The sequence below is a fragment of the Pseudomonas sp. FW300-N2F2 genome (genome assembly GCF_017351655.1).
Lineage (GTDB): Bacteria > Pseudomonadota > Gammaproteobacteria > Pseudomonadales > Pseudomonadaceae > Aquipseudomonas > Aquipseudomonas fluorescens_AA.
Genome location: NZ_JACNDQ010000001.1, coordinates 3,020,040 through 3,046,818, shown reverse-complemented (window position 1 = coordinate 3,046,818; position 26,779 = coordinate 3,020,040). Strand labels below are relative to the sequence as shown.

Here is a 26,779-nt window from a genome sequence, read left to right as displayed (position 1 = left end):
GAATATCGCTAGAATTCGTCCCCCCTCTCTGTGAGCGGCATCAATAAATTAAGCAAGGAAGTCGATATGCAATTTGGAAAAGCCCTAGGCCTTGCTTTGGCCTTGAGCCTCAGTGGATGCGCCAGTTTCACCAAAGATGAAGTCGCACCCGTGAACCTGCCTTCGATGGCCAGCTATTCGAACAAGCCGAACGTCTATGTCGACTTCGATTTCTATCAGGGCGAACCCGACAATGCCAAAGCCACCGAGGTGCCTCAGGCTCGTGACATGCTCAAGCCCGATCTGAAGCGAACCTTCGATGAATCAGGGCTTTTCGGGCGCGTAGTGTTCGACGAGTTCCAGAAGCAACCCGGCGACTACAGCCTTCGCCTGAAGGTCTACAACCATGCGCCAGGCGGTGGGCAAATGGTCTTGGCATTCATCAGTGGCCTCACGTTCACGATCATTCCTGCGCTGGCAACCGACCAGTACACCATGAGCCTGGAAACCTTGGACAATCAGGGCCAGCCGTTGGGCAAGACCAGCAATCATGACGCGGTCAACACTTGGATGGGTATCTGGTTCCTGCCGCTGGCGGGTAACACGCCCAAGGCTGCCGTCACCGACACCTTCAATCGCCAGGTCAATGCGCTGCTGAAAAACTGGGTCGACAACAACCGCATGAAATATTCCGCTGTCGATACCCACATCCCACGGGGTTGACACCGATAGAAAAAGAGCCGCAGTCGCGGCTCTTTTTTTTGATCACTTCAACGCTTGAGTGAACTGTGGGTCGTTGTACAAGCTCTTGAGCAGATCTTGCAGCATAGGGTTGTAGTTGTTAGCCGCCGCCGGAATGGCGATCGGACCGAAGAAGCTACTGTCCCACTCACGCTGCACGTCTTTAGTGGTTTCGTACAGGACCTGATCACCTTTACGCAGGGTGAAGCGTGCAGCCAGTTCGCCGTGCCCCGTGCCCACGCCGGCGGTGAGCTGGCTCTTGACCAACTGAACCTGCAACTGCCGATCAGCACGAGGATCCAACAGACCAGCCTGACGCAGCTCATCGTTGATCGCGGCCTGGATGTGCAGTGGAACGCTGCCCACAGGCGAAGAAATCGGGTTCAGGCGCACGATCAGCGACCCTTGGCCCGTATCGGCATTCACCTGCGTCTCGCGCAGGGACTGCATGGGCTCATTTTTCTTGAGCTGCTGAACGTTCTGGAAATTGGGTTCATAGCGGGTCATGGTCACGCCGCAGCCCTGGAGCAGCAATGCGCAGAACGGTAGGGCCAGGTAGAGCTTCTTCACAGCAAATCCTTATGTGCTTTTTTTGAAGGGGGGATTATCGACAGATAGCGTTGAGCCATCAAGGGTGGGGGTGGGTTTATGGCGCACTTAAACATCGTGTGGACGGATCAGTCATTCATGTACCCCCGATAAACTAACCGGTCTACTCACGAACCGCCGCCGGGAAAACGCATCGACAGACCTGGAGAAAGGACTGCCATTGCGACTCTGTCCATGATGAGTGGCGTTTACCTGGCGCAAGTCATGTCTGCAAGTTGCATGAGGTTCTTTCGAACTGGAAGCACCAAATATCCTCGTGTGGGCAGTCTTGTGTGAACACTGTTACATCTCACCCTGAACTCCTGATTTAAATATGGCCAATATAAACGTATCTAGGGCAAGCGCCCACGCTGTTTTGGCGGATAATGCTAATATACTAAGTATGCTGCTGGCATGCTTAGATGCATTGCTCTTGGAAGGCACCCATTGAATGCCGATTGTGGCTATAGGCATTTCATCAAATTTGGCATATATTCACCTCAAGCTAAACAAATTAGGTGATATATCTACATGGCATCTGTACTAACGCAGTCCCTGGTTGAGTTTATGGAGAGCGTGGCCTTGGCGAATGGAGGTAGGTGGGATCATCACGCCTATTGTTATTTAAACTTTCAGACTTCCGTTCAGGTGGCGGTGGAGGAGGGTGATTCATTCGGTGCGCTTCCTGGGGCCTTCAGTACCACCAAGCAGTTTTTTAAATGGGCAAAATTAAACGGGCTGACCAAAGTGTCTGTTGGCACCCCATCAAATCCTGCGTTCATGACGCATGGCGTGGACAATAGCTCGTTTAACTTGAGAGGCAGCTCATTTATCTGGGTCAAAGCCACGTCGTCAAAATACAGAGTGGCACTGCTGGCTTGGTTGAATTACCTACGCGATGATCGAAAGCTATTTGAAGTGCAGGGGCGTGCTGCGATTGTTTACGAGCGAGTCGCAGCTTCTGTGGAAGCGGGTGCCATCCGTAAAAAAGTATCCCCAGGTCGCCGCGCGAAGCTGGTTAAAATTTTCAGAGCCATGGCCGCGCGCTGTCAGATTGCTTCTTCCTCTGAACAGGCCGCCATTAAAGACAGCCACCTGCTCAAGCCATTTGACTCGACACTGGATGCGGATCATGTCATCAATAAAAAATCCCTGAAAGATCTACCGCACGCATGGGTAATGTTGGCGCCCGTCATCGCGAGCTCGAATAGAAGGTTTGGCCTTGCCGTTGAGCAATACGCCGTACCTTTTACTGCACAGCAAGGCCCAATTGGCTTGGACGCAGTGACCACATTCAAGTTGTTCGCCGCCACGTTTCCTTCAACTGCTAACACCTTGGACAAACAAGTCACTGCTTTTAGAAAACGATTTATCCCAAGAGGGCCAGGGCTCCAGGCCGAGTTGGAGACGGTTGCCGATAAGCTGCGCGGGTTTGTAGACAGAACCAACACGACCTTCATCCGTTAAGTCTTCATCCCCCAAGCACTTCATTCCATCTGGCTCCTAGCCTACAGGAGTTGACTCGGGCGTCACGTAAAAGACCCTGGCAAGACCAGGGTTTTTTCGAAGGTGTGAATTACCGGATAAAAAGTAATCGTGCAAAAAGCGAGGCAGTCTTTGATCGCGAAGGGAACGTATCCAAGCTCCCACACGCAAACCTACTAGGCAAGTTTGACATTCTTGACGACGCAGGGCTGTGTACTCGGGCCCATAGGTCTCCCAGGTAAAGATCGTGGATCTTCGAATCGTTGTGAATGTCATGCGCCCGAACTTACTTTCGACCCTCGCTATCGCCGAGTCAGCACAAACGCTAGCCGTTTGCGAAACTCACCGAGGTGGTGACCGAGAGCATCCGGCGTGTAGCTAATGCTGCCGTCATTCGTAGGGAAAGCGGGCACTGCTGGCAACGGCTCGTAAGGGTCAATTGCGTACCATCCGAGGTGGAGTAAACATGTCGTTTAACATAATATACATTATGTGTAGCAAGTGATCAGTCCAAGTGACGCCCTGTGTAGGCTTTTCGCTGTGCTACCGCGGTCAGTCACCACGGTCTTTACCGGCTCTCGCTGAACCGCTGGCTCATGCCTCGAGACCGGTTCAGCCACGGGTTAAAACTTCCATACGTGACAGCGACACTGAACTTCGTCAATTGGCAAAAGCTTCCTGGAACACCAGCGCGTTACCCGCATTGGCAAACGGGACATTTGAGGTATGACTAAGGACAAAATTCACGAACAGATAAAACAGCTCGGATTGGTTGGGAATGCCGAGGATCGAGGAACTGATAAATCAGTGTCGCGGTTGCAATAATGATGATCACCACAACGGCTCCGAATATTCCGTAAGGGCTGCGATGCAGCCCCGACAATGCACCGCGTAAGCTGCCTATGTCTTCAAGGGGACGTGTCGACGCACTGTTTTCATCAATCCCCCTTGTCAGATCCTGTAATAAATCGTCTCGTATGAATTACTGGAAACCGTTGTAGGATTTATTCCCCAATCATTTCCAGGTCTGTATGAACACCCTCCAGGAACCTCCCAGTCGCCTTTCAAAGAACCGTTTTCTCTCCTGCGCTCCAGCGGTCTGCATACGCTCGTTGCAGCCCTCTTCCCTCGCATTGATCGTCCGAGGGAGCGAATAATCCATGGAATGGATCGTTGACCCTACGGCATGGCTGGGCCTGCTGACGTTGATCGTGCTGGAGCTGGTGCTCGGCATCGATAACCTGGTATTCATCGCCATTCTGGCCGACAAACTTCCGCCCGAGCAGCGCGACCGTGCCCGTATCATCGGCCTGTCCCTGGCGTTGCTGATGCGCCTCGGCCTCCTCGCCAGCATCTCCTGGATGGTGACGTTGACCAACCCGCTGTTCGAGGTCTTCGGCAAGACGTTCTCGGGCCGGGATTTGATCATGCTGTTCGGTGGTGTGTTCCTGTTGTTCAAGGCGACCATGGAGTTGCATGAGCGACTCGAGGGCCACGTGGCGCAACGCTCCGGCAATGCCGCCTATGCGATGTTCTGGCCTATCGTTGCGCAGATTGTGGTGCTCGACGCGGTCTTTTCCCTGGATGCAGTGATCACGGCCGTGGGGATGGTGGAGCACCTGTCGGTCATGATGATCGCGGTGATGTTCTCGATCGGCTTGATGATGGTCGCGAGCAAGCCGCTGACAAAATTCGTCAACGGCCACCCTACCGTCATCATGCTGTGCTTGGGCTTCTTGATGATGATCGGCTTCAGCCTCACGGCTGAAGGTCTGGGCTTCCACATTCCGAAAGGCTACTTGTACGCCGCGATTGGTTTCTCGATCCTGATCGAACTGTTCAACCAGTTGGCGCGCTCGCGCCGCAAGAAAAGCCTGCAAGGTCTTCGGCCGATGCGCGAGCGTACCGCCCATGCGGTGTTGCGCCTGCTGGGCGGCCAAAAGCTGGGGGCCGATGAAGTCGGCGAGGAAATCGCCGACATGCTGGAGGGCGATGAACCGGAGCAGGTTTTCCATCGGCGCGAACGGGTCATGATCAGTGGCGTGCTGCAATTGGCCGAGCGCCCGATACGCAGCGTGATGACGCCTCGTGCGCAAATTGACCACCTCGACTTGGCAGACGCTACGCAAGAAATCCGTACGGCGCTGATGCACTCTTCTTACTCGCGCTTGCCGCTGATCCGCGAAGGACGCGTGGATGAGCCGCTAGGCTTTGTCCATAAGAAAGAACTGCTCAAGGAAATACTGGCGGGCAATCAGCCGAACCTGGAAGTCATGGCGCGCAAAGCCATCAACCTGCTCGACAGCTTCACGATCCTCAATGCACTGGAGCAAATGCGTAAAGAGTCGACCCACATCGCGTTCGTGGTGAACGAGTTCGGTGACTTCGTCGGCCTCCTCACCATGACTGACATCCTGGAATCCATTGCCGGTGAACTGCCGGATGCCAGTGAAATCGAAGGCCCGAATATTGTTCCCCAGCAAGACGGTTTCCTGGTCAGCGGCGCCCTGAATCTCACTCAGGTCCGCGAACACATCGGCTTCCAGGCGAAAGCGACAGAGGATTACCAGACACTGGCTGGTTTGGTTATGAGCCTGCTGGACCGCTTACCGATCATTGGCGACACGCTCAGTTGCCAAGGATGGAGCATGACCGTAATGGAGGTTGAAGAACGTCGAGTGACCAGGGTGCTATTGCGTCAGGAATAAGCACAGAACGAGGCCGCATTTGCGGCCTTGTTCATTCTCCCCTTGCCTGCCCCAGCGATTACTGCGTCTTGATGAATTCCAATACGCTGCTTTTGCCGATAAATTGCAAACGACCGTTGCCAAGATGACAAAGCGGCATTGAACGTCCAGCAACACATCGCCGATGCAACTGAAAGGAGCCGTGACGGTGAGTGTCGATATCGATTGCGTAGTCGTGGGTGCGGGTGTCGTCGGTCTTGCCGTCGCGCGGGAAATGGCCCTGGCAGGTCATGAAGTGCTGGTGATTGAAGCCGGAGAAGCGATTGGTATCGGCACAAGCTCGCGTAACTCGGAGGTGATCCATGCCGGGATCTACTACCCGCCCGGCAGCCTCAAGGCCCAGTTGTGCGTCGAGGGCAGGCATGCACTTTATGCCTACTGCGATAGCCATGGGGTCAGCACACGTAAAACTGGAAAGCTGATCGTCGCCAAGGATGAAGCGCAAGTTCGCCAACTGGAGGTCTTGCTCGAGCGAGGACGGGTGAATGGCGTGGAGGATCTACGCCTGCTCGATCGTGATCAGGCCCTCGCGCTGGAACCTGCGCTTGAATGCATCGCCGCGTTGCATTCGCCGTCGACCGGCATCGTGGATTCCCATGGGTTGATGTTGGCGTTGCAGGGCGATGCTGAAGCGGCAGGCACCACCATCGCGTTCTACTCGCCCCTGATCAGTGCCCAGGTCACCGCTGACGGTTTCCTTCTCAATGTCGGAGGGGCGGCACCGACGGCGCTGTCCTGCCGCCTGCTGATCAATGCGGCCGGCCTTAAAGCGCCTGCATTAGCCAGGCGCATGGAGGGCTTGGCGCAACAAACGGTGCCTCGGGATTACCTGTGCAAAGGCAGCTACTTCAGCCTGGCCAAGCGCGCGCCCTTCACACATCTCATCTACCCCGCGCCGGAGGCCGCCGGCCTCGGGGTTCACATGACCTTGGACCTGGGCGGCCAAGCGCGTTTCGGCCCGGACACCGAATGGGTCGAGGCCGAGGACTATCGGGTCGATCCATCACGGGCCAATGCCTTCTATGCAGCGATTCGCAGCTATTGGCCCGATTTGCCGGACAACAGTTTGCAACCCGGGTACAGCGGGATTCGCCCGAAAATTTCCGCACCTGGCGAACCTGCCAGCGACTTTCTCATCAGCAGTGAACGGCTGCATAACGTTCCGGGATTGATCAATCTGTTCGGGATCGAATCGCCCGGGTTGACCGCTTGCCTTGCCATTGCCAAGCGGGTTCGGGGGCTGCTTGAGCGCTAGCCGCTGATTTTTTTCCGAACCATCTTCATCAGATTTTCACCGACACCCTTGATGCTTTTGTTCTGCGAAACGACCTGGGCCCCCTCCATCAGATAAGTGAGTTCCATCGCAGCTTCGTTCGATTCGGGCAAATCGGCCGCGACACAGAGATCCACCAGTCGGAGGAACTGTCGCTTTTTATGCGCTTCGATGAGTTGGCGCGCAGGATTTCCTGGCTCGGGTAGCTCCGCCAGTGAATTGGTAAACGGACAGCCCCTATAAGACGCTGCCGAAAGATCCTGGGCGATGAACTCGGCAAACCCGAGAATCTGCGCCTTTGCATCGTCGGCGTACTGTGCCGAAAGCGCGTCGAATATCTCGGAATATTTATCGACGAGCAGCCTTAGCCACTCCAGCACCAGCGCGTCTTTCGAATCGAAATGCCGGTAGACGGTCATCTTGGTCGACTTGGCCTTTGCCGCGATGGCGTCCACCGTCACCCGACTAATGCCTTCATTGAAAAACAGCTCCTCGGCTGCATCGAGAATCCTTTCTCGGGGAGCTAACTGTGGAATTCGTTCGGGCCGCATGGTGTTCTCCGCTTGACATCGATACTTAACGGTATCCTACTATACCGATGGGTATCGTTCGATACCGACAAGTAATCATACCGCTTTTGCCAGGTAGATGGCTCGGAGAACGCGATGAGAACCACTGAATACGCCGAATACGATGCAATGGGCCTTGCTGAGCTGATCAGCAGCGGTCAAGTCACTCAAGCCGAAGTCAGCGCTGCGGCCCTGTCCGCCATTGAGCAGCTCAATCCAAAGATCAATGCGGTGGTTGAGGTTTGGGGAAATGAACCTCAGGCAGCTACCGGGCCATTCAAGGGCGTGCCGTTTCTGGTCAAGGACTTAGGGCTGACTGCCAAGGGGCACCTGAATGAGCTGGGCAGTCGCTTGGCGACCGGGTGCATTGCCGTTGAAGACTCTAACCTGATGATCCGCTTGCGACAGGCAGGCCTCGTGACCATCGGCAGAACCACCACTCCGGAATTGGCTGCCAGTACAACCACTGAATCCGTATTTTCGGGCCCTACGCGCAACCCATGGGATTTGAGTCGCAGCGCCGGTGGATCGAGTGGTGGCTCGGCCGCTGCCGTAGCCGCCGGCCTGGTACCTGCGGCGCATGCCACCGATGGTGGTGGTTCTATCCGCGTACCATCAGCCGCTACTGGCCTATTCGGGCTAAAGTCCAGCCGGGGCAGAATTTCAATGGGGCCTGCGGTGGACGAGGTATGGGCCGGGCTTGCCGTGCACGGTGTCGTCAGTCGAACCGTGCGCGACAGTGCCGCTTTACTGGACGCAACCAAAGGGGCTGCTGTTGGTGATCCCTTTGAGATTGTTAAGACGCAACATTCCTATCTGGCGGAAACGACTCGCGAGCCGGGATCCCTACGGATTGGCCTTCTCCTGCATCCGCTAAACGCCACTCGTTGCGCCGAACCGATCGCAGAAGCGACCCGCAATGTTGCGGTCCAGCTCCAAGGCCTGGGCCATAGCGTGGAAGAAGTTCGTCTGGACATTGGTCTGAGCTGGGATGGCTTTATTGAAATGAATGCACGGTTCTGGTCAGCCAATACCGCTGCCTGGATCAATGCCATCGCTGCGGGAACAGGCCGCCCCATTGATGCCACCACGCTTGAACCTGCCACGCTTTCGTTGCATCAGATGGGGAGTCGACTCACCGCCATCGATTTGCTTGAGGCCATGTATTCGAGAAATCTTGTGACCCGTAGCATGGGGCACTTCTTCTGCAAATACGACGTCCTGTTGAGTCCGACGCTGCCAGCACTGCCCCCTGCAATAGGCAGCTATAACGATGGGCAGCAGCATCTGGATGGCAGAGGCTGGATAGATCGCGTATTCACCCACTCCCCTTTCACCGCGTTAGCGAATGTCACTGGGTCCCCTTCTATGTCCATGCCATTGGCGTTTGATCCAGAAAGTGGTCTACCTATAGGCATGCAGTTCTCAGCGGGCTTTGGTCGAGAGGACTCGCTGCTGCGTCTGGCAGGTCAGTTGGAGCGAGCCTTGCCTTGGGCAGCACGCAAACCTGAGGTTTGGGCTGGAAAGCTGTAGCCGGGTGGATATCTCTCAGCATTAGCGTGCTAGCCGATAGCCGATCTGACCTTTTAGAAGCCGCCGAGAAAACGCTCAGCACACGGGACTGCGCAGGTCATTACTCCTCCAGCTTGCGCAACTCACCGCCCTCCTCCTTCAGACGTTCCAGATACGCGCTGGCGTCCAACAATTGATAAGGGAAATAAAGCCCTGGCGGAGTCGGTGACTGGCCGTCCAACCCGAGCAGCCGTTCCAGAGTCATGGCGACGCTGAGGCCGGTCAAGGGCGCAGCGCCCGCCGGGTGGATGACCGCATGACGTGTATGCAGCGGTTCGCCCTTGAGGTCATCGCCAACCAGTTCGATGATGATCTCGGTGGACATCGGCCTACCCTGGCGTCGGCTTGAGCTTACCGCGGTGGCCATGTTGAACTGGACATTCGGTGCACCCGTCGCCGCCGCCAGGCCAACGACATCAATGGACGAGAAGCCCCAAGCCTCGATTTGCGTACCATCCACCGCATGGAATCTGGCCTTGGACTCCTCCCCTTCGCGCCAGACGAACACACCGTCGCGTCGTGTCAGCGCGGCGGGCAGCATGTTGTTCAGGTGTTCAAAGTCGGTGGCGACGGTCGGGCCGCCGGTGTCCTGCTCATCGACCAGCGCGTTGATACGGATATCGTCGACTCGGCTGAATGCCTGGGCAATGCTCAGTGTCGACACTGTTGTCGCGCCTGCCATCCATTCGTAACCCAGGACAATGGGCGAGGCGTCAGGCCTGTGCATGTACGTCGCGATTTCCGGCGCGATCTCGAAAACACCGGAGGAAATGCTGAGATGCGGCACGCCGCGTTTCTGCGCAAAACGCAATCCGGCAAGGGCGTGATCCATGTAAAAGACCACGACGGCGCTGATCGGACGATCGCCGAGGCTCAGGTCGTCTGCGGCGGAATCAATCACCACGCCCTGCGCCCCGCCAATGTGCTCTGCGGCGTGCTGAGCCTTGGCAAGGTCGCGACCACCGATCAACAGGGGTACGTCGGGATGAGCGGCGCGCAGCGCCCGGGCGGTGTGGTGGCCAATGGCGCCAGAACCGCCCATTAGCAAGATAGGATCAAGTGACATAGTGTGTTCTCCTTGTCTCTGGTTTAAACCTACTTTCAGTAGGTAAGCTAACACAACATCACGCACTTCAACCTACCATTGGTAGGTTTTTATCGAGCAGGAACGAAAACGTGCAGAACAACACTGAGCAAAGCGCTAGCAGTGCCCCTCCCCGCCGGCTTTCGAAAGCCGAACGGCGGCGACAGTTGCTGGATACCGCGTTATTGATCGTGCGCGAGGAAGACGCGGATCGCTTGACCTTGGGGCATCTGGCCGTTCGCGCCGGTGTATCCAAACCGGTGGTCTACGATCATTTCGGCACTCGCTCGGGGCTGTTGATCGAGCTCTACAAGTGGATCGATACCGAGCGGGTCACCGCTTTCCGTGACGCCATGTCCAAGACTGCGCGCAGCCTGGAGGAGACAGCGCTGGTCCTGGCCAGCGCCTACATTCATTGCGCGGCCGATAACACCGACGAATTCCATGCCGTGGGTGCAGCCCTGGCAGGCAGCGAGGAGAAGGCGGCGGTGTTCCAGGAGCTTCTGGATAACTGTGTGCAGATGTTCATGTCTGTGCTCGAACCTCATACGATGTGGTCAGCGGACGAACTCGAGCGATGCTGCATTGGCCTGGTTGGCGCGGGAGAAGCCCTGTCCGGCGCATTGGTACGGGGGCGGCATGGCGAAGACGAGGTCATCGGAACCTTCGCTTCACTGATTCGAAGCGTCGTAGAACCGACAGGGACGCAGCGTTAGTCGCTGCCCTAATGGCCCCGGGATGCTTACTGTCCGATTGGCTGCTGTGGTGTTCAACGCAGCTTCAAATACACCCCAGCCAGCCCGTCCTGTGAATCCGGCACCGCGTTGTAGCCAATGACCGCAAAGCCTTTCACCAATTGAATGTGATACGGCCCATTCTTCTCGCTGGCTTGCGGCTCGCGCACGATGATCAGGTTGTCGGTGTCCATCGGCACGATGTGATGCTCGGCCACGTTGTTCTTCGTGGTCACGGTGAACTCGGCGACTTCTTTCCCATTGGCGTCGCGGTCCGGGAGGATGTTCAAGTCCAGATCCGCGTCGTGCCCCGGGGTATCCTGGCGCATCCGGTAATGGCCGCCGCGCTGGTCAGCGTCGACATCGTCGATTTTTTCGACATCCAACTCCCGTTCTTCGTCATGTAGCAGGATTGCCCGTTGGCGGTCGTCGCCCTTGGCATCGCTGATCCACGTGCCGGTGAAAAAATAGGGCTCGACGTTTTCCCGGGAGAACCGCCAGGTACCCGTTTGACCACCGTCGCCGGCATATTCATGGAGGCTGATAAGGCCATCGTCAGCGTCTTCCCGAATGCCCAGCAGCTTGATCGGTTCGCTATTGTCCGCCTGGGTATAGCGCACTTCGCCAATGATCACTGCGCCCTGCGCCTGATACCAGAGCTCTACCGGGGTCTTGGCGTCGAGGGTGCCGGCAAGAATCACCGGATCCTCCTTTTCCGGACCTTCCAGGCGCGATTGTTCGTGCCACTGGCCTTCTTTCAATTCACCCGTGGTGCGCAGCGTGTAACCGCCGGGCATGCTGGTGTTTTCGCCTGGCTCGGTGGGCTGGATTTGCTCTTCGATGTTCGAGTAGAGCAGCACCAACTCGTCGCCACGCATTTTCCAGTGGGTGGCGCGCGTCCAGCAGCAGTCGCGGTCGGTTTGCGAAAGCAGGATGCCGTCCAGCGGGCTGACGGAGAACATGCCCTTGCTGTCCTCCTTTGCCAGGTTCGTCAGGGCCGGGTTGAGGACCCATTGGGTTTTCTGCGGGTCTTGCAGGTAGACGTCGAATGTCGGTTTGTAGCTCGCCTCGGGATCATTGCCGTTGCGAATCGCCAAGTCCTGGCGGCCGTCGAAGTTGAAGTCGTCGAAGTACAGCAGGCTCTGGGGGCCAAGTAGCCAGTTATCGACCTTACCGTTGCGGTCCACGGGCACATTGCCGGCGGGCGTCTGCAATTGCTGCAGGGTTTCGAGGGTTTTGCTGTCGCGCACGGTAATGGACGCTTGTGCCAGCTGATGTGGATCTTCCGGCGGCTCCGGGAACAGCACTTCGATCAGGTACTGACCGCTGCGATCATTCACCGAAAACGCCCGCGGCTCGGCCATGACCGAGGCCGTCAGAGCCGTGGAAAGAAGCACACTGCCGACAAGCGAACGCATCCATCGACTTCCTTGCTGAATTCGGGGCCGCAGTTTAGCGACAACCGTGATTCATCGCGAGACGACTGTTGCTATCAGATAAGCCCGGACTGTAACTGACGCCCTCCTCGCCCTTCGCTTACTGTCGTGGCTCACCCCACGGAGTGTTCCCCATGCCGGATACCGCCAATCTCTACCTGTTCGTGGTTGCTGTCGTACTTCTGCTGATCGTTCCGGGGCCCAACATGGCCTTTGTCACCAGCCATGCGTTGGCCCACGGCTGGCGTGCCGGCGTCGCAGCCGCCCTCGGCATTGCCTTTTCGGACGCGCTGATGACGCTGATGGTCAGCGCTGGCATTGGCGCGCTGGTCATGAGTTGGGCGCCAGCGTTCGACGTGCTGCGCCTGGCCGGGGCCGGTTATCTGCTGTGGCTGGCCTGGCAAGCACTCAGAACGCCGGCAGCGACGCAGGATAGCCAGCTCCAGGCGGCTTCACTGTGGAAAATCTTCTGCCGAGGCGCCCTCAACAGCCTCTTGAATCCCAAGGCGCTGCTGTTCTTCATGGTGTTCCTGCCCCAGTTCGTCAACCTCAAGGCCGGCGGCGTGGGCTTGCAGTTGATCTTCCTTGGCGCCTTGCTGGCACTGATTGCACTGGTCTTCCATACGCTGCTGGGTGTTGGCGCCGCACAGCTCAGGGCAAAACTGGCAAGCGGTGGGATTTCAAGACGCCTGGGCACCTATGGTTTTGCCGGGGTCATGGCAGCGCTGGCGGCACGCCTGTTGTTTCTTGACCGACCGCTTTGACCTGCGGCGCCCCTGCGCCAGCCGTTGTCCTATGCTTACTCGACCTATTGCCGGAGCTGGATCAATGTCGCTCTCCAAAACCACCCTCCTCCAAAGCTGGCAGCACAATGCCCAAGCCTGGATAGAAGCCATCCGCACGGGGGCCATCGAAAGCCGTCAGACGGTCACCGACCAGGCCATCCTGCTGGCGGTATTGAGCCGTCAGCCCGAGCGCCTGCTGGATCTGGGTTGTGGCGAAGGTTGGTTGTTGCGGGCACTGGCTGAACGGGGCGTCGAGGCGGTGGGTGTGGATGGTGACGCGACGTTGGTCGAATCGGCCCGGGCGTCGGGATCCTCGCCGGTGCATCTGGCAAGCTATGACGCGCTGGTAGAGGCGAAGGTGGACGTCGGCAGCGGCTACGACCTGGTCTGCGCCAACTTCGCCCTGTTGCATCAGGACATCATCCCGCTGCTCGCCGCCATGAACGCCTTACTCAGCCCTGGCGGTGCACTGGTGATCCAGACGTTGCATCCCTGGACCGTGGCGGCGGGCAATTATCAGGACGGCTGGCGGGAAGAGACCTTCGATGGGTTCAAAGGTCAATGGCAGCCGATGCCGTGGTACTTCCGCACCTTGTCCAGTTGGCTCAATGCCTTGGACATGGCTGGTTTTCGACTGGTGGGCCTGCAGGAGCCGCAGCACCCGCAAAGCCCGGTGCCGCAGTCACTGCTTCTGGTGGCCGAACAATCCCCGTCATGGCGTTAGCGACTCGACGGCCCCCCCTTCGGTGTTACCGGAATATCGTTACCACAGCGCCACCGTATAGCTGACGATCAGCCGATTCTCATCCAGGTCATTACCAAAATTCGAGCGCACCGTCGCGTTGCGCCATTTCAAGCCCAACCCCTTCAACGTGCCATCTTGCACCACATAGGCAATGTCCGTGTTACGCTCCCATTCCTTGCCTTCGCCCGCGGCGCTGCGCTGGACGTTGTCACCACTGATGTATCGAGTCATGAAGGTCAGACCGGGCACGCCAATGGCCGCGAAGTTGTAGTCATAACGCGCTTGCCAGGAACGCTCGTCGATGTTGGCGAAGTCGCCGATCTGCACGAAGTTGACCAGGTACGGATCGCTGCGGCCGATGTAGGGGAACGGATCGTCTCCGCTCATGCGCTGATAGCCCAGGCCCACGGCATGGCCCGCCAGGCTGTAGGTGAACAAGGCGCCGAAGGCCTGGTTGTCGAGATCGCGGAAACTGCCGTCTTCGGCGCTGCGCGAGTAACGCACGTCACTCTTGAATGACTGGCCTGCGCCCAGGTCCAAGGTGTGGACGAACCCGAGGTAGTTTTGCTGGTAGATATCCTGCAACTGGCTATAGCGGTATTGCGCCGTGAGGTTCGGCAGGAACTGATAGTCCGCTCCGGCGAACTGGAACTTGTCACTGCTGCCACCGATGCGGTTGGCGGTCATGTCCTGGTAGTCGGTGGAGTCGACAAAGTTGATCTGCGTGAGTTGCCCAGCGGTCAGCTTCAAACGATCGACTTCCTGCACGCTCAGCAACCCACCCTTGAACGTTCCCGGTAACAGGCGCGTGTCGTTGGAACTCACCGCCGGGTCCTTGATCTGCAACGTCCCCAGTTTCAAGGTGCTATTGGACAGGCGCACCTTGGCGGTCAGGCCCAATTCGCCATAACGGTCCTGGGAACCGCCCGACAAATCCGCTGGCAACAGATTGGTGCCGGCCGTGCCGCCGCCGGAGTCCAGCTTGAAACCGGCCATGCCCAAGGCATCGAGGCCGAAACCCACGGTCCCGGCGGTGTATCCCGATTCCATCCGCAGCAGAAAGCCCTGGGCCCATTCCTCGGCCTTGTCCCGTGCCCCTTCCTGGCGAAAGTCGCGGTTGAAGTAGAAGTTGCGGGCCTCCAGGCTGCCTTTGCTGTCGGCGATGAAGTCAGCCTGGGCGCACGGCACGCCGATCAGGCTCAGGCCGAGCAAGGTGCCCGCCGAGGTGCAGGTCCATCGAGGTAATGTGGCATGTTGCATGGCGCGCTCCTTTTATGGGCGCGAGCGAACCCGCCAGGGCTGCGCGCACGCCTCGTTATTGTTGTCATGGGGATACCGGCGCAATGGGCCTGCGTCGTGGAGCGGATTCTTGGTGCCGGATCCGCGCAGCGTCAAACGGGAAAAAAGCCGGATCGGGCATAAGAAAATTTGATGCGTCCGATGGCCCGATCTGGAGTAACAATTGCAATCAAATAAGAACCACACGTCCCCAGAGAGCCTTCATGAACCTCAAATTCCTCGAAACCTTCGTCTGGGTCGCCCGGCTGCAAAGCTTCAGCCTCACCGCCGAGAAGATGTTCAGCACCCAGGCGGCGATCTCCAGCCGGATCGCGTCACTGGAAGAGGAACTGGGCTTGCGCCTGTTCGTGCGGGATTCGCGCGGGGTCTCGCTGACACCCGAAGGCCTCAAGGTGCTCGACTACGCGCAACAGATGCTCGACGTCCAACGGGCGTTGAAGCAATCACTGGACACCAGCAGCCCGCAGCAAGGCCTGGTGCGCATCGGCGTGATGGATACGGTGATCCACACCTGGCTCAGCCCATTGATGTCGATGCTGATGCAGGCCTTTCCCGCCGTGGAAATCGAAATCACCGCCGATGCCGCACGCAACCTCTGTGAGCAATTGCAGAAAGGCTACCTGGACATCGTGTTCCAGACCGATCTGGTGCGCCACGAAAGCGTGCGCAACCTGGAACTGGGGCACTACCCCATGCACTGGATCGCCGCCAGCCAGTCGATCTATGCCCGACCCTATGGGTCGTTGGCGGAGATGGCCAGCGAGCGCATCATCACCTTCGTCAAGCATTCGCGACCGCATCAGGACGTGCTCAACCTGCTGTACGCCCATGGCGTGAGCGCGCCGCGGGTCAGTTGCGTCAATTCGGTCTCGGCCATGACCCGGCTGATTCGTGACGGTTTCGGCATCGGCGCCTTGCCGGCCGCGCTGGTGGCCAAGCCCCTGGCCAGCGGCGAGTTGATCCAGCTCGAACCCGGTACCGCCCTGCCCCAACTGGACGTCGTTGCGTCCTGGCGCGCTGGCGTCGGCCTGGAGTTGATCGAGAACATCGTCCAGATGAGCCGCCAGGTAGTCAGCCAGTACGCCGTCGATGTCGGGCCGTTGCGCATGGTGGCCGCCCCCGGCCTGAACAGCCAACCGTCGCTCGAATAACTTTTAGTTGTCGCGGGGTACCAATATTCCTTGTTGGACGTCCTCACCACGCTGTTCTCAAAGTAGCGAACGAACACTTGGAGAACCCGTGATGACGTCCTTCGAACAACTGCAGCAATGCACGCCTCTCGTCCTGCGCCAAAGCATCGCCGCCGGCCAGTACCAGGGCCATACCAGCGGTCTGGGCCAGGGTCGCGTGCAAGCCAATATCGTGATTCTGCCCGGCGACTGGGCCAATGAATTCCTGCGCTACTGCACCCTCAACCGCCAGGCCTGCCCGGTGCTTGACGTGACCGAACCAGGGGATCCGTTCTTCCGCAACCTGGGCGCCGCCATCGATATCCGTCATGAAGTGCCTCAATACCGGGTCTATCGCCACGGCGAGTTGAGCGAGTCGCCGCTGGACATCGAACACCTGTGGCAGGACGACCTGGTGGCCTTCGCCCTCGGTTGTTCGTTCTCCTTCGAACAACCCTTGCTGGAGGCCGGCATCCGTTTGCGGCACATTGAACTGGGGCGCAATGTCGCGATGTTCCAGACCAACATCGACACGCGACCCACCGCCCGCCTGTCTGGCAAGATGGTGGTGACCATGCGGCCGATGAAAGCCGCCGCGGCCATCCAGGCGATCCAGATTACCGGGCGCATGCCCAATGTCCACGGCGCCCCGGTGCACATCGGCGATCCGTCACTGATCGGCATTCAATCCCTGGACACGCCGGACTACGGTGATGCCGTACCGGTGGAAGCGGACGAGATCCCGGTGTTCTGGGCGTGCGGCGTGACGCCTCAATCGGTGGTCCAGGCCTCGCGTCCACCGCTGTGCATCACCCACGCCCCGGGTTGCATGCTGGTGACGGACTTATGGAACAGTGATTTGTAGGCCTCGAACGAGGCTGCTTTGCGACTTGAAGGGATCCACGATGAATACTGCTCAGTTCTCGATTCAACAGTACATCCGTGCCAAGGACGGCAACCGCCCGCACCTGCTGGACCAGGCCTTTACAGCGGCTGCCATCCTGGACATGGTCGTGCACACCGGCGCCATCACGTTTCCCGACCACGTTGAAGGCCGTGCCGCCATTGGCGATGTGCTGGTCAGGCGCTTCGGCCAGACCTTCGAAAACGTCTACACGTTCTGCCTGGCCGCCCCTCCGCCGGCAAACGCCGAGGCGTTCCAGTGCAAATGGCTGGTGGCGATGTCAGACAAGAACAGCGGCGAGGCGCGTGTCGGTTGCGGCCTGTACGACTGGCAGTTCGATCCGCAGTCGCAACGGGTCAAGCGATTGACCATCACCATAGAACACATGAAGACCCTGCCGGCGACCGATCTGCCGATGATCATGGCCTGGGTATCAAGGTTGGACTATCCATGGTGCCGGCCCGAGGCGATTATTGATAACGCGCCGGATTCGGGCGCGCTCCAGGACGTGATCCACTACGTGACGGCTCTCTGAGCAGGCCGGCCCCGCGCTTTCAGGAGTCTTGCATGACTGTTCCAAGGAACCGCCCCCAGTGAACATCAAGTTTCTCGAAACCTTCGTCTGGGTTGCCCGCCTGAAGAGCTTTCGCCTCACCGCGGAAAAGCTGTTCACCACCCAGGCCTCCATTTCCAGCCGGATCGCCGCCCTGGAAGATGAAATGGGCGTGCGCCTGTTCGTGCGCGACTCCAAAGGGGTGTCGCTGACGTCCGAAGGCCAGCGCGTGCTGGAATACGCCGAGCGCATCATGGACACCCTGCAAAGCATGAAAGCCGTGATCAAGGATCCGCGCCAGGTGCGCGGCCGGATCCGCATCGGCGCGATGGATACGGTGATCCACACCTGGCTCAGTCCCTTGGTGACACGCCTGATGGAATGCTACCCGGCCCTGGAAATCGAACTGTCGGCCGACACCGCGAGCAACCTCTGCTCACAGCTGGAAAAAGGCTACCAGGACATCATTTTCCAGACCGACATCCTGCGCCTGGACAGCGTGCGCAATGCATTGCTGACCCGTTATCCGATGCACTGGGTGGTGCGCACCGGCTCCGCCTATGACCGAACCTATGGGTCACTGGAAGAACTGTCCCAGGAACGCATCGTAACGTTCTCACGCAACTCACGGCCTCACCAGGACATCCTCAACCTGCTGCACTCGGCCAACATCGTCTCGCCACGCATCAACTGCGTGAACTCGGCCTCGGCCATCACCCGCCTGGTTCGCGACGGCTTTGGCATCGGCGCCATGCCCGCGGCGCTGGTGGTCGGCGAACTGGCCCAGGGTACATTGACCTTGGTGGACGGCGTGCCGCTGCCATCGGTCATGGACATTGTCGCCAGTTGGCGGACCGGCGCCGGAATGGAGCGAGTGGAAGACATCGTCAGCCTGACCCGGGAGGTGGTCGGCGAGTTCGTCGCGCAACTGCCAGCCGCGTACCGATTGGCGGGGCAAGACTTCAGCGGACTGTAAGTGAACTGCAATATCCCCGACTTATTCTGGACCAAGCGCACTGCGGCGAACGCTGGTTGTGCATGTCGCTCGCTCGGAATGATCCAGGGAATCCGCCATGAAGATCAGTGTATTCGGAAGTGGTTACGTAGGGTTGGTGCAAGCCGCCGTGTTGGCGGAGGTGGGCCATGACGTGGTGTGCATGGACATCGACGAGCGCAAGGTCGACAGCCTTCGGCAAGGCCAGGTGAGTATTTTCGAACCCGGCCTGGCCGCGCTGGTGCGCGAAGGGCTGGAGGCCGGGCGTTTGCACTTCACCGGTGACGAACAGCTTGCCGTGCAACACGGCCAGGTGCTGTTTATCGCCGTGGGTACGCCCTCCCGGGACGATGGCAGTGCCGACCTGAGCCAGGTGCTGGCTGTTGGCGAGGCTGTCGCCCGTTATCGCGAGCAACCGCTCATTGTGGTGGAGAAGTCCACCGTGCCGGTGGGCACCGGTGACGTTCTGCGGACGCACATCGACAAATGCCTGCTCAAGGCCAGTCGCTTGCTGCAGTTCGATATCGTCTCCAACCCAGAATTCCTCAAGGAAGGCTCGGCCGTCGCCGATTGCCGGCGTCCGGATCGCATCGTGATCGGCTGCGAGCGCGATGAAGTGCGCGAAACCATGCGCGACCTGTACGCACCGTTCAACCGCAATCACGATCGGGTCCTGTTCATGGACCTTCGCAGCGCCGAGCTGACCAAATACGCGGCCAACGGCATGCTGGCGACCAAGATCAGCTTTATCAACCAGATCGCCGAGCTGGCCGAACACCTGGGGGCCGACATCGAGTCCGTACGCCTGGGCATCGGCGCCGACTCGCGCATCGGCTACCACTTCATCTACCCGGGGTGCGGCTACGGCGGCTCGTGCTTTCCCAAGGACATGCGCGCCCTGATCCACACCGCCGAGCAGGCGCACTGTTCCAGCGACCTGCTGCAAGCGGTAGAAGCCATCAACGGTCGGCAGAAACACAAGCTGTTCGAGCGGATCAACGCGTTCTACCAGGGCGACCTGCGCGGCAAGACCTTCGCGCTATGGGGCCTGGCCTTCAAACCCAACACCGACGACATGCGCGATGCTCCGAGCCGTACCCTGCTGGAGTCGCTCTGGGCTGCGGGAGCCAGTGTCCGCGCCTTTGACCCCGAGGCGATGCAGCAGACGCAACTGCTCTATCCCGACGAACCCCGACTCATGCTGATGGGCACGCCGGAATCGGTGTTGCCAGGGGCCGACGCGCTGGTCATCTGCACCGAATGGCAGCCCTTCAAGGCGCCGGACTTCGACCTGATCCGGCAGCGACTCAAGGCCCCGGTGATTTTCGACGGGCGCAACCTGTTCGACCCCGAACGCATGGCCGACAAGGGCTTTACCTATTTTCCGATGGGCCGCGGCCAGTCACGCAACCTGCCCATTGCCCAGCAAACGTGGTTCCCCGCCTCGAGAAGCGCTTGAGCCTGACCGTTACCTCAAAATTAATGCACTCAACCAGCATTAATATGAATTTGTAAGCAAGGGTTGTGACCGGCACACTGTGCACCGTTCCTCCCCCAACTGTTGGAACACTTAAAGGGCTTTCTGGGACTTTCCCGTAAGCCCCTTTTTTTTGTTCGTTTTTTGGATTCTTGCTAAATGCTTTCTCGCTGGTTTCCCGCCGCTATCAATACCCGTCCCACCGAATGGAGTCGCGCCGCCCTCGGCATGGCGCTGGGGACGATGTTCAGTGTCTGGCTATGTGGCCAGGTCTTTGGCCTTGAGGTGGCGCAACACCTGATCGGCCCGCTCGGCGCTTCGGCCGTGTTGTTGTTTGCCGTGTCCTCGGGCGCCCTCGCCCAGCCCTGGTCGATTGTCGGCGGTTACCTGTGTGCGTCGGTCGTGGCGCTGCTGGTGGCCCATGTATTGGGGCGGACGCTGGGCAGCGCCTGCCTGGCGGCGGGCATGGCGCTGGTGTTGATGTGCTGGTTGCGTTGCCTGCACCCACCGGCAGGCGCCCTGGCGGCGACCTTGGTGCTGGCGGATCCGTCCATCGTTGCCCTGGACTGGCAGGCGGTCGGCGCGGCCATGTTGGCCGGCTCTGGGCTACTCGCCTTTGCGCTGGCCTACAACAACCTGACGCGGGTGCGCTATCCCAAGCGCGCCAGCGAGCCGGCGGCTGTCATACCGGCTGACCACCCTCCCATCGACCGCCAGGCCATCACCGCCGAAGACCTGAAATTGGCCCTGGCGGAAATGGAGGCCTTCTTCGACGTCACCCCGCAAGATCTCGAACAATTGATCCAGGCCAGCGAGCGAAATGCCAGGCGCCGCAGCATCGCGGAGGTGCTTTCCGGTCGCGGTTGAGCCTGTGGCTGCTATAAATATGCAGACAGGACCTGCACGTATCCCGGTTGTGCAAGGCAAATTTGCACTGGTACGATCCTGAACGGGTACGCGCGACACCATTCGTAAAAAACAATAAAAGCAGGGAGTTAGCGATGACAGCTCAGGTTTCATCCCAAGCTGCGGAAACCATGGCAACCGTGGCCAATGAGGTGCTGGTCGACGTTCGCAATCACATTGGCCACTTGACCCTGAACCGCCCCGCCGGCCTCAATGCCCTCACCCTGGGCATGGTGCGCAGCTTGCAGCAACAACTCGATACTTGGGCACTCGACCCACACATTCGTGCGGTGGTACTGCGTGGCACGGGCGACAAGGCCTTCTGCGCCGGCGGTGATATCCGTTCGCTGTACGACAGCCACAAGCAGGGCGACACCCTGCATGAAGATTTCTTCGTCGAGGAGTACGCCCTCGACCTGACGATCCACCATTACCGCAAACCGGTCCTCGCCTTGATGGACGGCTTCGTGCTGGGCGGTGGCATGGGCCTGGTGCAAGGCGCCGACCTGCGGATCGTGACTGAACGCAGTCGCCTGGGTATGCCGGAAGTCGCCATCGGTTATTTCCCGGACGTGGGTGGCAGTTATTTCCTGCCGCGCATTCCTGGTGAGCTGGGGATCTACCTGGGGGTCAGCGGCGTACAGATTCGTGCCGCCGACGCGCTGTACTGTGGGTTGGCCGACTGGTATCTCGACAGCCGCAGACTCAAACAGCTCGATGAGCGCCTCGATAGGCTGGAATGGCACGACGCGCCGCTCAAGGACCTGCAAAGCCTGCTGGCCAAACTCGGCCAGCAACAACTCCCTGCGCCCCCCCTGGCCGATTTGCGGCCGGCCATTGACCATTTCTTTGCCCTGCCCGATGTGCCAAGCATGGTCGAGCAGTTGCGCCAGGTCACCGTCGTCAACAGCCACGAATGGGCGCTGAAGACCGCCGACGTGCTGGATAGCCGCTCGCCCCTGGCCATGGCCGTGACCCTGGAAATGCTGCGGCGCGGTCGGCATTTGAGCCTGGAAGACTGTTTTGCCCTGGAACTGCATCTGGACCGGCAATGGTTCGAACGCGGTGACCTGATCGAAGGCGTGCGCGCCTTGCTGATCGACAAAGACAAGAACCCGCGCTGGAACCCGCCGACCCTGGAGGCGCTGGACGCCGACCATGTGGCGAGTTTCTTCGACGGCTTCGACGACCACGGGAACTGAGCCATGCACGACCTCGAACTGACCGAAGAACAAGTGATGATCCGCGACATGGCCCGGGACTTCGCCCGTGGTGAAATCGCCCCCCATGCCCAGGCGTGGGAAAAGGCCGGCTGGATTGACGACGGCCTGGTGGCAAAGATGGGTGAACTGGGCCTGTTGGGGATGGTGGTACCGGAAGAATGGGGCGGCACCTACGTCGATTACGTGGCCTATGCCCTGGCGGTGGAGGAAATCTCCGCGGGTGACGGTGCCACCGGGGCGCTGATGAGCATCCACAACTCGGTGGGTTGCGGGCCGGTCCTGAATTTTGGCACCGATGAACAGAAACAGACCTGGCTGGCCGAGCTCGCCAGCGGCCAGGCCATTGGCTGCTTCTGCCTGACCGAGCCCCAGGCCGGTTCCGAAGCCCACAATCTGCGCACCCGGGCCGAACTGCGCGATGGCCAGTGGGTCATCAACGGCGCCAAGCAGTTCGTCAGCAACGGCAAGCGGGCGAAACTGGCCATCGTGTTTGCGGTGACGGATCCGGAGCTGGGCAAAAAAGGCATTTCGGCGTTCCTGGTGCCCACGGATACGCCCGGGTTCATCGTCGATCGCACCGAACACAAGATGGGCATCCGCGCTTCGGACACCTGCGCGGTCACCTTGAGCAATTGCACCATCCCCGAGGCCAACCTGCTGGGCGCGCGTGGCAAAGGCTTGGCCATTGCTTTGTCCAACCTGGAAGGCGGTCGCATCGGCATCGCGGCGCAAGCCTTGGGTATTGCCCGCGCGGCATTCGAAGCGGCACTGGCCTACGCGCGCGATCGCGTCCAGTTCGACAAGCCGATCATCGAGCACCAGAGCATCGCCAACCTGCTGGCCGACATGCACACCCGCATCAACGCCACCCGCCTGCTCATCCTCCACGCCGCCCGCCTGCGCAGCGCCGGCAAGCCATGCCTGTCGGAAGCCTCCCAGGCCAAGCTGTTTGCCTCGGAAATGGCCGAGAAAGTCTGCTCCTCGGCCATACAGATTCACGGTGGGTACGGGTACCTCGAGGATTACCCGGTAGAACGCTATTACCGCGATGCGCGGATCACCCAGATCTATGAAGGGTCGAGCGAGATACAGCGGATGGTCATCGCCCGGGAACTCAAGCACTATCTGGTGTAACAGTAGGAAAAGCATCGCGAGCAAGCTCGCTCCCACAGGGTTTGATGGTGTACACAGATGACGCGTACACCCCAAATCCACTGTGGGAGCGAGCTTGCTCGCGAAAGCGGTGGGTCAGTCACTTCCATGCTGGATGTGCCGACGCCTTCGCGGGCAAGCCCGCTCCCACAGGGTTTGATGGCGTACACAGATGATGCATACACCCCAAATCCACTGTGGGAGCGAGCTTGCTCGCGATGGCGTCAGTCGGAACGCCGCCTTACTTGTCCTGAAACTCCGCCGCACGCTTGGCCACGAATGCCGCCATGCCTTCTTTCTGATCCTGCGTCGCGAACGCCGCGTGGAATACCCGGCGCTCGAAACGTACGCCTTCGGACAGGCTGACTTCAAACGCGCGGTTGACGCTTTCCTTGACCATCATGCTGATGGGCACCGACTTGGAGGCGATCAACGCTGCGGTTTTCAGCGCATCGTCCAGCAGTTCATCGGCCGGCACGATCCGCGCGACGATGCCGCAGCGCTCGGCTTCTACCGCGTCGATGAAACGCCCGGTCAGGCACATTTCCATGGCCTTGGCCTTGCCCACCGCCCGGGTCAGGCGCTGGGTGCCGCCCATGCCCGGCAGCACGCCGAGGTTGATTTCCGGCTGGCCGAACTTGGCATTGTCGCCGGCCAGGATGAAGTCGCACATCAACGCCAGCTCGCAGCCACCGCCCAAGGCAAAACCGTTCACCGCCGCGATGATCGGCTTGCGACGGTTGGCCACGCGGTCGCTGTCGCTGAACAGGTCGTCCAGGTAGATCTGCGGGTAGGTCAGCTCGGCCATTTCCTTGATGTCGGCACCGGCGGCAAAGGCTTTTTTCGAGCCTGTCAGCACGATGCAGCCGATCTTCGGATCCGCCTCCAGGCTATCCAGCGCCTGGTTCAGCTCGCTGACGATCTGCGCATTCAAGGCGTTCAAGGCCTGGGGACGGTTGAGGGTGATCAGGCCGACGCGGTCCTTGATCTCCAATAAAATCGTTTCATAGCTCATGCAGGACTCCTGTTCAAAGATTGCGCGAAATGACCATGCGCTGAATGTCGCTGGTGCCTTCGTAGATCTGGCAGACCCGCACGTCGCGGTAGATGCGCTCCAGCGGGAAGTCGTTGAGGTAACCGTAACCGCCCAGGGTTTGCAACGCCATGGAGCAGACTTTTTCAGCCATTTCCGAAGCGAACAGCTTGGCCATGGACGCCTCCACCAGCGCCGGTTGGCCGCTGTCCCGCAGGGCGGCGGCGTAGTGCACCATTTGCCGGGCCACGGCGATCTGGGTCGCCATGTCGGCCAGGCGGAACGCCACGGCCTGGTGCTCGATGATCGGCTTGCCGAAACTGGAGCGCTCCCGGGCATAGTCCCGGGCCGCTTCGAACGCGGCGCGGGCCATGCCCACCGCTTGCGCCGCGATGCCCACCCGTCCACCTTCCAGGTTCGCCAGGGCGATCTTGTAGCCCTCACCCTCCTCGCCCAGGCGATTGCCCACCGGCACCTTCACCTCCTCGAAAAGGATCTGGCAGGTGTCGGACGCATGCTGGCCGAGTTTATCTTCGACCCGCGCCACGCTGTAGCCTGGCGAATCGGTCGGCACGATGAACGCACTGATGCCACGCTTGCCAGCGCTCGGATCGGTCACCGCAAACACAATGACCACCCCGGCGTTCTGCCCGGAGGTGATGAACTGCTTGCAACCGTTGAGCACGTAATGATCGCCCTCCAAACGCGCCCGCGTCTTCAGGCTGCTGGCGTCCGAACCGGCCTGGGGTTCGGTCAGGGCAAACGCGCCGAGCATTGCGCCGCTGGCCAGGGGGGCGAGGAATTTCGCCTTCTGCTCTTCGTCGCCGAACTTGAGGATCGGCACGCAGCCGACCGAGTTGTGCACGCTCATGATGGTCGAGCAGGCGCCGTCGCCAGCGGCGATTTCCTCCAGGGTCATCGCATAGGCCAGGTAACCGGTGTCACAGCCGCCCCACTGCTCCGGCACCAGCATGCCGAAAAAGCCCAGCTCGGCCATTTCAGCGATGGCTTCCCGGGGGAAACGGTGCTCGCGATCCCATTCGGCGGCGAACGGTTTCAGGCGGTCCTGGGCGAACTGCCGGGCCATGTCGCGGATCTGGGTCTGTTCTTCAGTCGGGAGCATGGTGATTCCTTAATACAGGCATTCAACGGCCATGGCCGTGGCTTCGCCGCCGCCGATGCAAATGGCCGCGACGCCGCGCTTCAAGCCTTTCTGGCGCAGGGCCGACAGCAGGGTCACCAGGATCCGCGCGCCAGACGCGCCAATCGGGTGGCCCAGCGCACAGGCGCCGCCGTGAACGTTGACCTTGTCATGGGCGATTTCCAGTTTGTCCATGGTCACCAGCCCTACCACGGCAAAGGCTTCGTTGACTTCGAACAGGTCGACTTGGTCCAGCGACCAACCGGTCTTTTGCATCAGTTTCTTCACGGCACCAATCGGCGCGGTGGGAAACAGGCTCGGGGTATCGGCAAACGCGGCATGACCGTGGATCACCGCCAAAGGCTTGAGCCCGCGCTGCACCGCTTGGCTCTGGCGCATCAGCACCAGGGCAGCGGCGCCATCGGAAATGGAGCTGGAGTTGGCCGCCGTCACCGTGCCGCCCTCGCGGAACGCCGGCTTGAGCGAGGCGATCTTGTCGATCCGCGCTTTGGGTGGCTGCTCGTCGTGGCGAATGGTCACTTGTTCCTTGCCGACCATGACCTGCAACGGCACGATCTCGGCGTCGAAACTGCCGTCCTCGATCGCCTGCTGGGCGCGGGTGGTGGACGCAATGGCGAAGGCGTCCTGGGCCTCGCGACCCAGGCCATTGGCCTCGGCGCAATCTTCGGCGAAGGTGCCCATCAGCCGACCTTTGTCGTAGGCGTCTTCCAGGCCATCGAGAAACATGTGGTCAAGCACCCGGCCATGGCCCATGCGGTAACCGCCGCGGGCGCGGTCCAGCAGGTACGGGGCGTTGGACATGCTCTCCATGCCGCCGGCCACCACCACCTCGGCACTGCCGGCGATGAGCATGTCATGGGCCAGGATCGCCGCTTCCATGCCCGAACCGCACATCTTGTTGAGTGTGGTGCAGCGGGTCGACTTGTCGAGCCCGGCGCCCAGAGCGGCCTGACGTGCCGGCGCCTGGCCCTGGCCAGCGGCGAGCACGCAACCGAACAGCACTTCTTCAACCGCACCCGGCGCGATACCGGCCCGCTCCACGGCGGCCTTGATAGCGGCGGCACCGAGTTGTGGGGCGGTGAGGCTTTTCAGTTCGCCCTGGAAACCGCCCATGGGGGTACGGACCGCGCTGACGATGACAATAGGATCGTTGGACATCATGAATCCTC

The 26,779-nt window shown here is 59.8% G+C and carries 24 protein-coding genes; 16 read left to right on the top strand and 8 right to left on the bottom strand.

Annotation, left to right across the window (positions count from 1 at the left end; all coding sequences use genetic code 11):
- The first annotated feature begins 66 nt into the window (after nucleotides 1-66).
- On the top strand, nucleotides 67-702 hold the full coding sequence (locus J4E63_RS13145) for a hypothetical protein (RefSeq protein WP_207282231.1): 636 nt from the start codon (nucleotides 67-69) through the stop codon (nucleotides 700-702).
- Nucleotides 703-744: 42 nt separating this feature from the next.
- Here J4E63_RS13145 and J4E63_RS13140 read toward each other — a convergent pair whose 3' ends face one another.
- The gene (locus J4E63_RS13140) at nucleotides 745-1,290 is read right to left on the bottom strand and encodes a hypothetical protein (protein WP_207282230.1); all 546 of its coding nucleotides are present in this window, start codon (nucleotides 1,288-1,290) and stop codon (nucleotides 745-747) included.
- 549 nt (nucleotides 1,291-1,839) lie between these two features.
- On the opposite strand from J4E63_RS13140, the gene J4E63_RS13135 reads away from it, so the two are divergent.
- From J4E63_RS13135 to J4E63_RS13125, 3 genes are all read left to right on the top strand, one after another.
- The gene (locus J4E63_RS13135) at nucleotides 1,840-2,775 is read left to right on the top strand and encodes a hypothetical protein (protein WP_207282229.1); all 936 of its coding nucleotides are present in this window, start codon (nucleotides 1,840-1,842) and stop codon (nucleotides 2,773-2,775) included.
- Nucleotides 2,776-3,953: 1,178 nt separating this feature from the next.
- Complete coding sequence (locus tag J4E63_RS13130; RefSeq protein WP_207282228.1) at nucleotides 3,954-5,501, top strand: TerC family protein; 1,548 nt, start codon at nucleotides 3,954-3,956, stop codon at nucleotides 5,499-5,501.
- 187 nt (nucleotides 5,502-5,688) lie between these two features.
- Entirely contained in the window at nucleotides 5,689-6,795 is a 1,107-nt protein-coding gene (locus tag J4E63_RS13125) for an FAD-dependent oxidoreductase (RefSeq protein WP_207282227.1), read from the top strand.
- On the opposite strand, the gene J4E63_RS13120 is transcribed toward J4E63_RS13125, so the two are convergent.
- Complete coding sequence (locus J4E63_RS13120) at nucleotides 6,792-7,364, bottom strand: TetR/AcrR family transcriptional regulator (RefSeq protein WP_207282226.1); 573 nt, start codon at nucleotides 7,362-7,364, stop codon at nucleotides 6,792-6,794. The two genes, J4E63_RS13125 and J4E63_RS13120, sit on opposite strands and share 4 nt — an antisense overlap.
- A 114-nt stretch (nucleotides 7,365-7,478) precedes the next feature.
- Between J4E63_RS13120 and J4E63_RS13115 the strand changes: the two genes are divergently transcribed.
- Nucleotides 7,479-8,915, top strand: coding sequence for an amidase (locus J4E63_RS13115; RefSeq protein ID WP_207282225.1), 1,437 nt, complete (start codon nucleotides 7,479-7,481; stop codon nucleotides 8,913-8,915).
- 100 nt (nucleotides 8,916-9,015) lie between these two features.
- Here J4E63_RS13115 and J4E63_RS13110 read toward each other — a convergent pair whose 3' ends face one another.
- Entirely contained in the window at nucleotides 9,016-10,020 is a 1,005-nt protein-coding gene (locus J4E63_RS13110) for an NAD(P)-dependent oxidoreductase (RefSeq protein WP_207282224.1), read from the bottom strand.
- 110 nt (nucleotides 10,021-10,130) lie between these two features.
- Between J4E63_RS13110 and J4E63_RS13105 the strand changes: the two genes are divergently transcribed.
- Nucleotides 10,131-10,754: a TetR/AcrR family transcriptional regulator gene (locus tag J4E63_RS13105; protein ID WP_310650707.1), complete on the top strand. Its 624-nt coding sequence runs from the start codon at nucleotides 10,131-10,133 to the stop codon at nucleotides 10,752-10,754.
- 53 nt (nucleotides 10,755-10,807) lie between these two features.
- Here the strand turns inward: J4E63_RS13105 and J4E63_RS13100 are convergent, their stop codons facing one another.
- The gene (locus J4E63_RS13100; protein ID WP_207282223.1) at nucleotides 10,808-12,190 is read right to left on the bottom strand and encodes an XAC2610-related protein; all 1,383 of its coding nucleotides are present in this window, start codon (nucleotides 12,188-12,190) and stop codon (nucleotides 10,808-10,810) included.
- Between the two features lie 152 nt (nucleotides 12,191-12,342).
- Here J4E63_RS13100 and J4E63_RS13095 point away from each other — a divergent pair, with 152 nt between their 5' ends.
- A complete protein-coding gene (locus J4E63_RS13095) occupies nucleotides 12,343-12,972 on the top strand; it encodes a LysE family translocator (RefSeq protein ID WP_060742303.1) in 630 nt (209 codons plus the stop codon).
- A 64-nt stretch (nucleotides 12,973-13,036) separates the two neighbouring features.
- Entirely contained in the window at nucleotides 13,037-13,717 is a 681-nt protein-coding gene (locus tag J4E63_RS13090; RefSeq protein ID WP_207282222.1) for a bifunctional 2-polyprenyl-6-hydroxyphenol methylase/3-demethylubiquinol 3-O-methyltransferase UbiG, read from the top strand.
- A gap of 39 nt (nucleotides 13,718-13,756) precedes the next feature.
- Here the strand turns inward: J4E63_RS13090 and J4E63_RS13085 are convergent, their stop codons facing one another.
- Nucleotides 13,757-14,998 (bottom strand): OprD family porin, encoded by a 1,242-nt coding sequence (locus tag J4E63_RS13085; RefSeq protein WP_207282221.1) that lies wholly within the window; start codon nucleotides 14,996-14,998, stop codon nucleotides 13,757-13,759.
- Nucleotides 14,999-15,240: 242 nt separating this feature from the next.
- Between J4E63_RS13085 and J4E63_RS13080 the strand changes: the two genes are divergently transcribed.
- From J4E63_RS13080 to J4E63_RS13045, 8 genes are all read left to right on the top strand, one after another.
- The gene (locus tag J4E63_RS13080; protein ID WP_207282220.1) at nucleotides 15,241-16,188 is read left to right on the top strand and encodes a LysR family transcriptional regulator; all 948 of its coding nucleotides are present in this window, start codon (nucleotides 15,241-15,243) and stop codon (nucleotides 16,186-16,188) included.
- A gap of 91 nt (nucleotides 16,189-16,279) precedes the next feature.
- Nucleotides 16,280-17,071, top strand: coding sequence for a putative hydro-lyase (locus J4E63_RS13075; RefSeq protein ID WP_060742299.1), 792 nt, complete (start codon nucleotides 16,280-16,282; stop codon nucleotides 17,069-17,071).
- Nucleotides 17,072-17,111: 40 nt separating this feature from the next.
- Nucleotides 17,112-17,645, top strand: coding sequence for a hypothetical protein (locus J4E63_RS13070; protein WP_207282219.1), 534 nt, complete (start codon nucleotides 17,112-17,114; stop codon nucleotides 17,643-17,645).
- 58 nt (nucleotides 17,646-17,703) lie between these two features.
- Nucleotides 17,704-18,639, top strand: a complete 936-nt coding sequence (locus tag J4E63_RS13065) for a LysR family transcriptional regulator (RefSeq protein WP_103308723.1) — start codon at nucleotides 17,704-17,706, stop codon at nucleotides 18,637-18,639.
- 97 nt (nucleotides 18,640-18,736) lie between these two features.
- Nucleotides 18,737-20,116, top strand: coding sequence for a UDP-glucose/GDP-mannose dehydrogenase family protein (locus J4E63_RS13060; RefSeq protein ID WP_207282218.1), 1,380 nt, complete (start codon nucleotides 18,737-18,739; stop codon nucleotides 20,114-20,116).
- 177 nt (nucleotides 20,117-20,293) lie between these two features.
- A complete protein-coding gene (locus J4E63_RS13055) occupies nucleotides 20,294-21,001 on the top strand; it encodes an HPP family protein (RefSeq protein WP_207282217.1) in 708 nt (235 codons plus the stop codon).
- A 134-nt stretch (nucleotides 21,002-21,135) separates the two neighbouring features.
- On the top strand, nucleotides 21,136-22,242 hold the full coding sequence (locus J4E63_RS13050; protein ID WP_207282216.1) for an enoyl-CoA hydratase/isomerase family protein: 1,107 nt from the start codon (nucleotides 21,136-21,138) through the stop codon (nucleotides 22,240-22,242).
- Between the two features lie 3 nt (nucleotides 22,243-22,245).
- Entirely contained in the window at nucleotides 22,246-23,397 is a 1,152-nt protein-coding gene (locus J4E63_RS13045; RefSeq protein WP_092326671.1) for an acyl-CoA dehydrogenase family protein, read from the top strand.
- Between the two features lie 259 nt (nucleotides 23,398-23,656).
- On the opposite strand, the gene J4E63_RS13040 is transcribed toward J4E63_RS13045, so the two are convergent.
- From J4E63_RS13040 to J4E63_RS13030, 3 genes are read right to left on the bottom strand one after another with little or no spacing between them, the layout of a single operon-like run.
- Entirely contained in the window at nucleotides 23,657-24,430 is a 774-nt protein-coding gene (locus J4E63_RS13040) for an enoyl-CoA hydratase (protein WP_024617255.1), read from the bottom strand.
- Between the two features lie 13 nt (nucleotides 24,431-24,443).
- Entirely contained in the window at nucleotides 24,444-25,571 is a 1,128-nt protein-coding gene (locus J4E63_RS13035; RefSeq protein WP_207282215.1) for an acyl-CoA dehydrogenase family protein, read from the bottom strand.
- A gap of 9 nt (nucleotides 25,572-25,580) precedes the next feature.
- A complete protein-coding gene (locus J4E63_RS13030) occupies nucleotides 25,581-26,771 on the bottom strand; it encodes an acetyl-CoA C-acyltransferase (RefSeq protein WP_207282214.1) in 1,191 nt (396 codons plus the stop codon).
- Nucleotides 26,772-26,779: the final 8 nt, after the last annotated feature.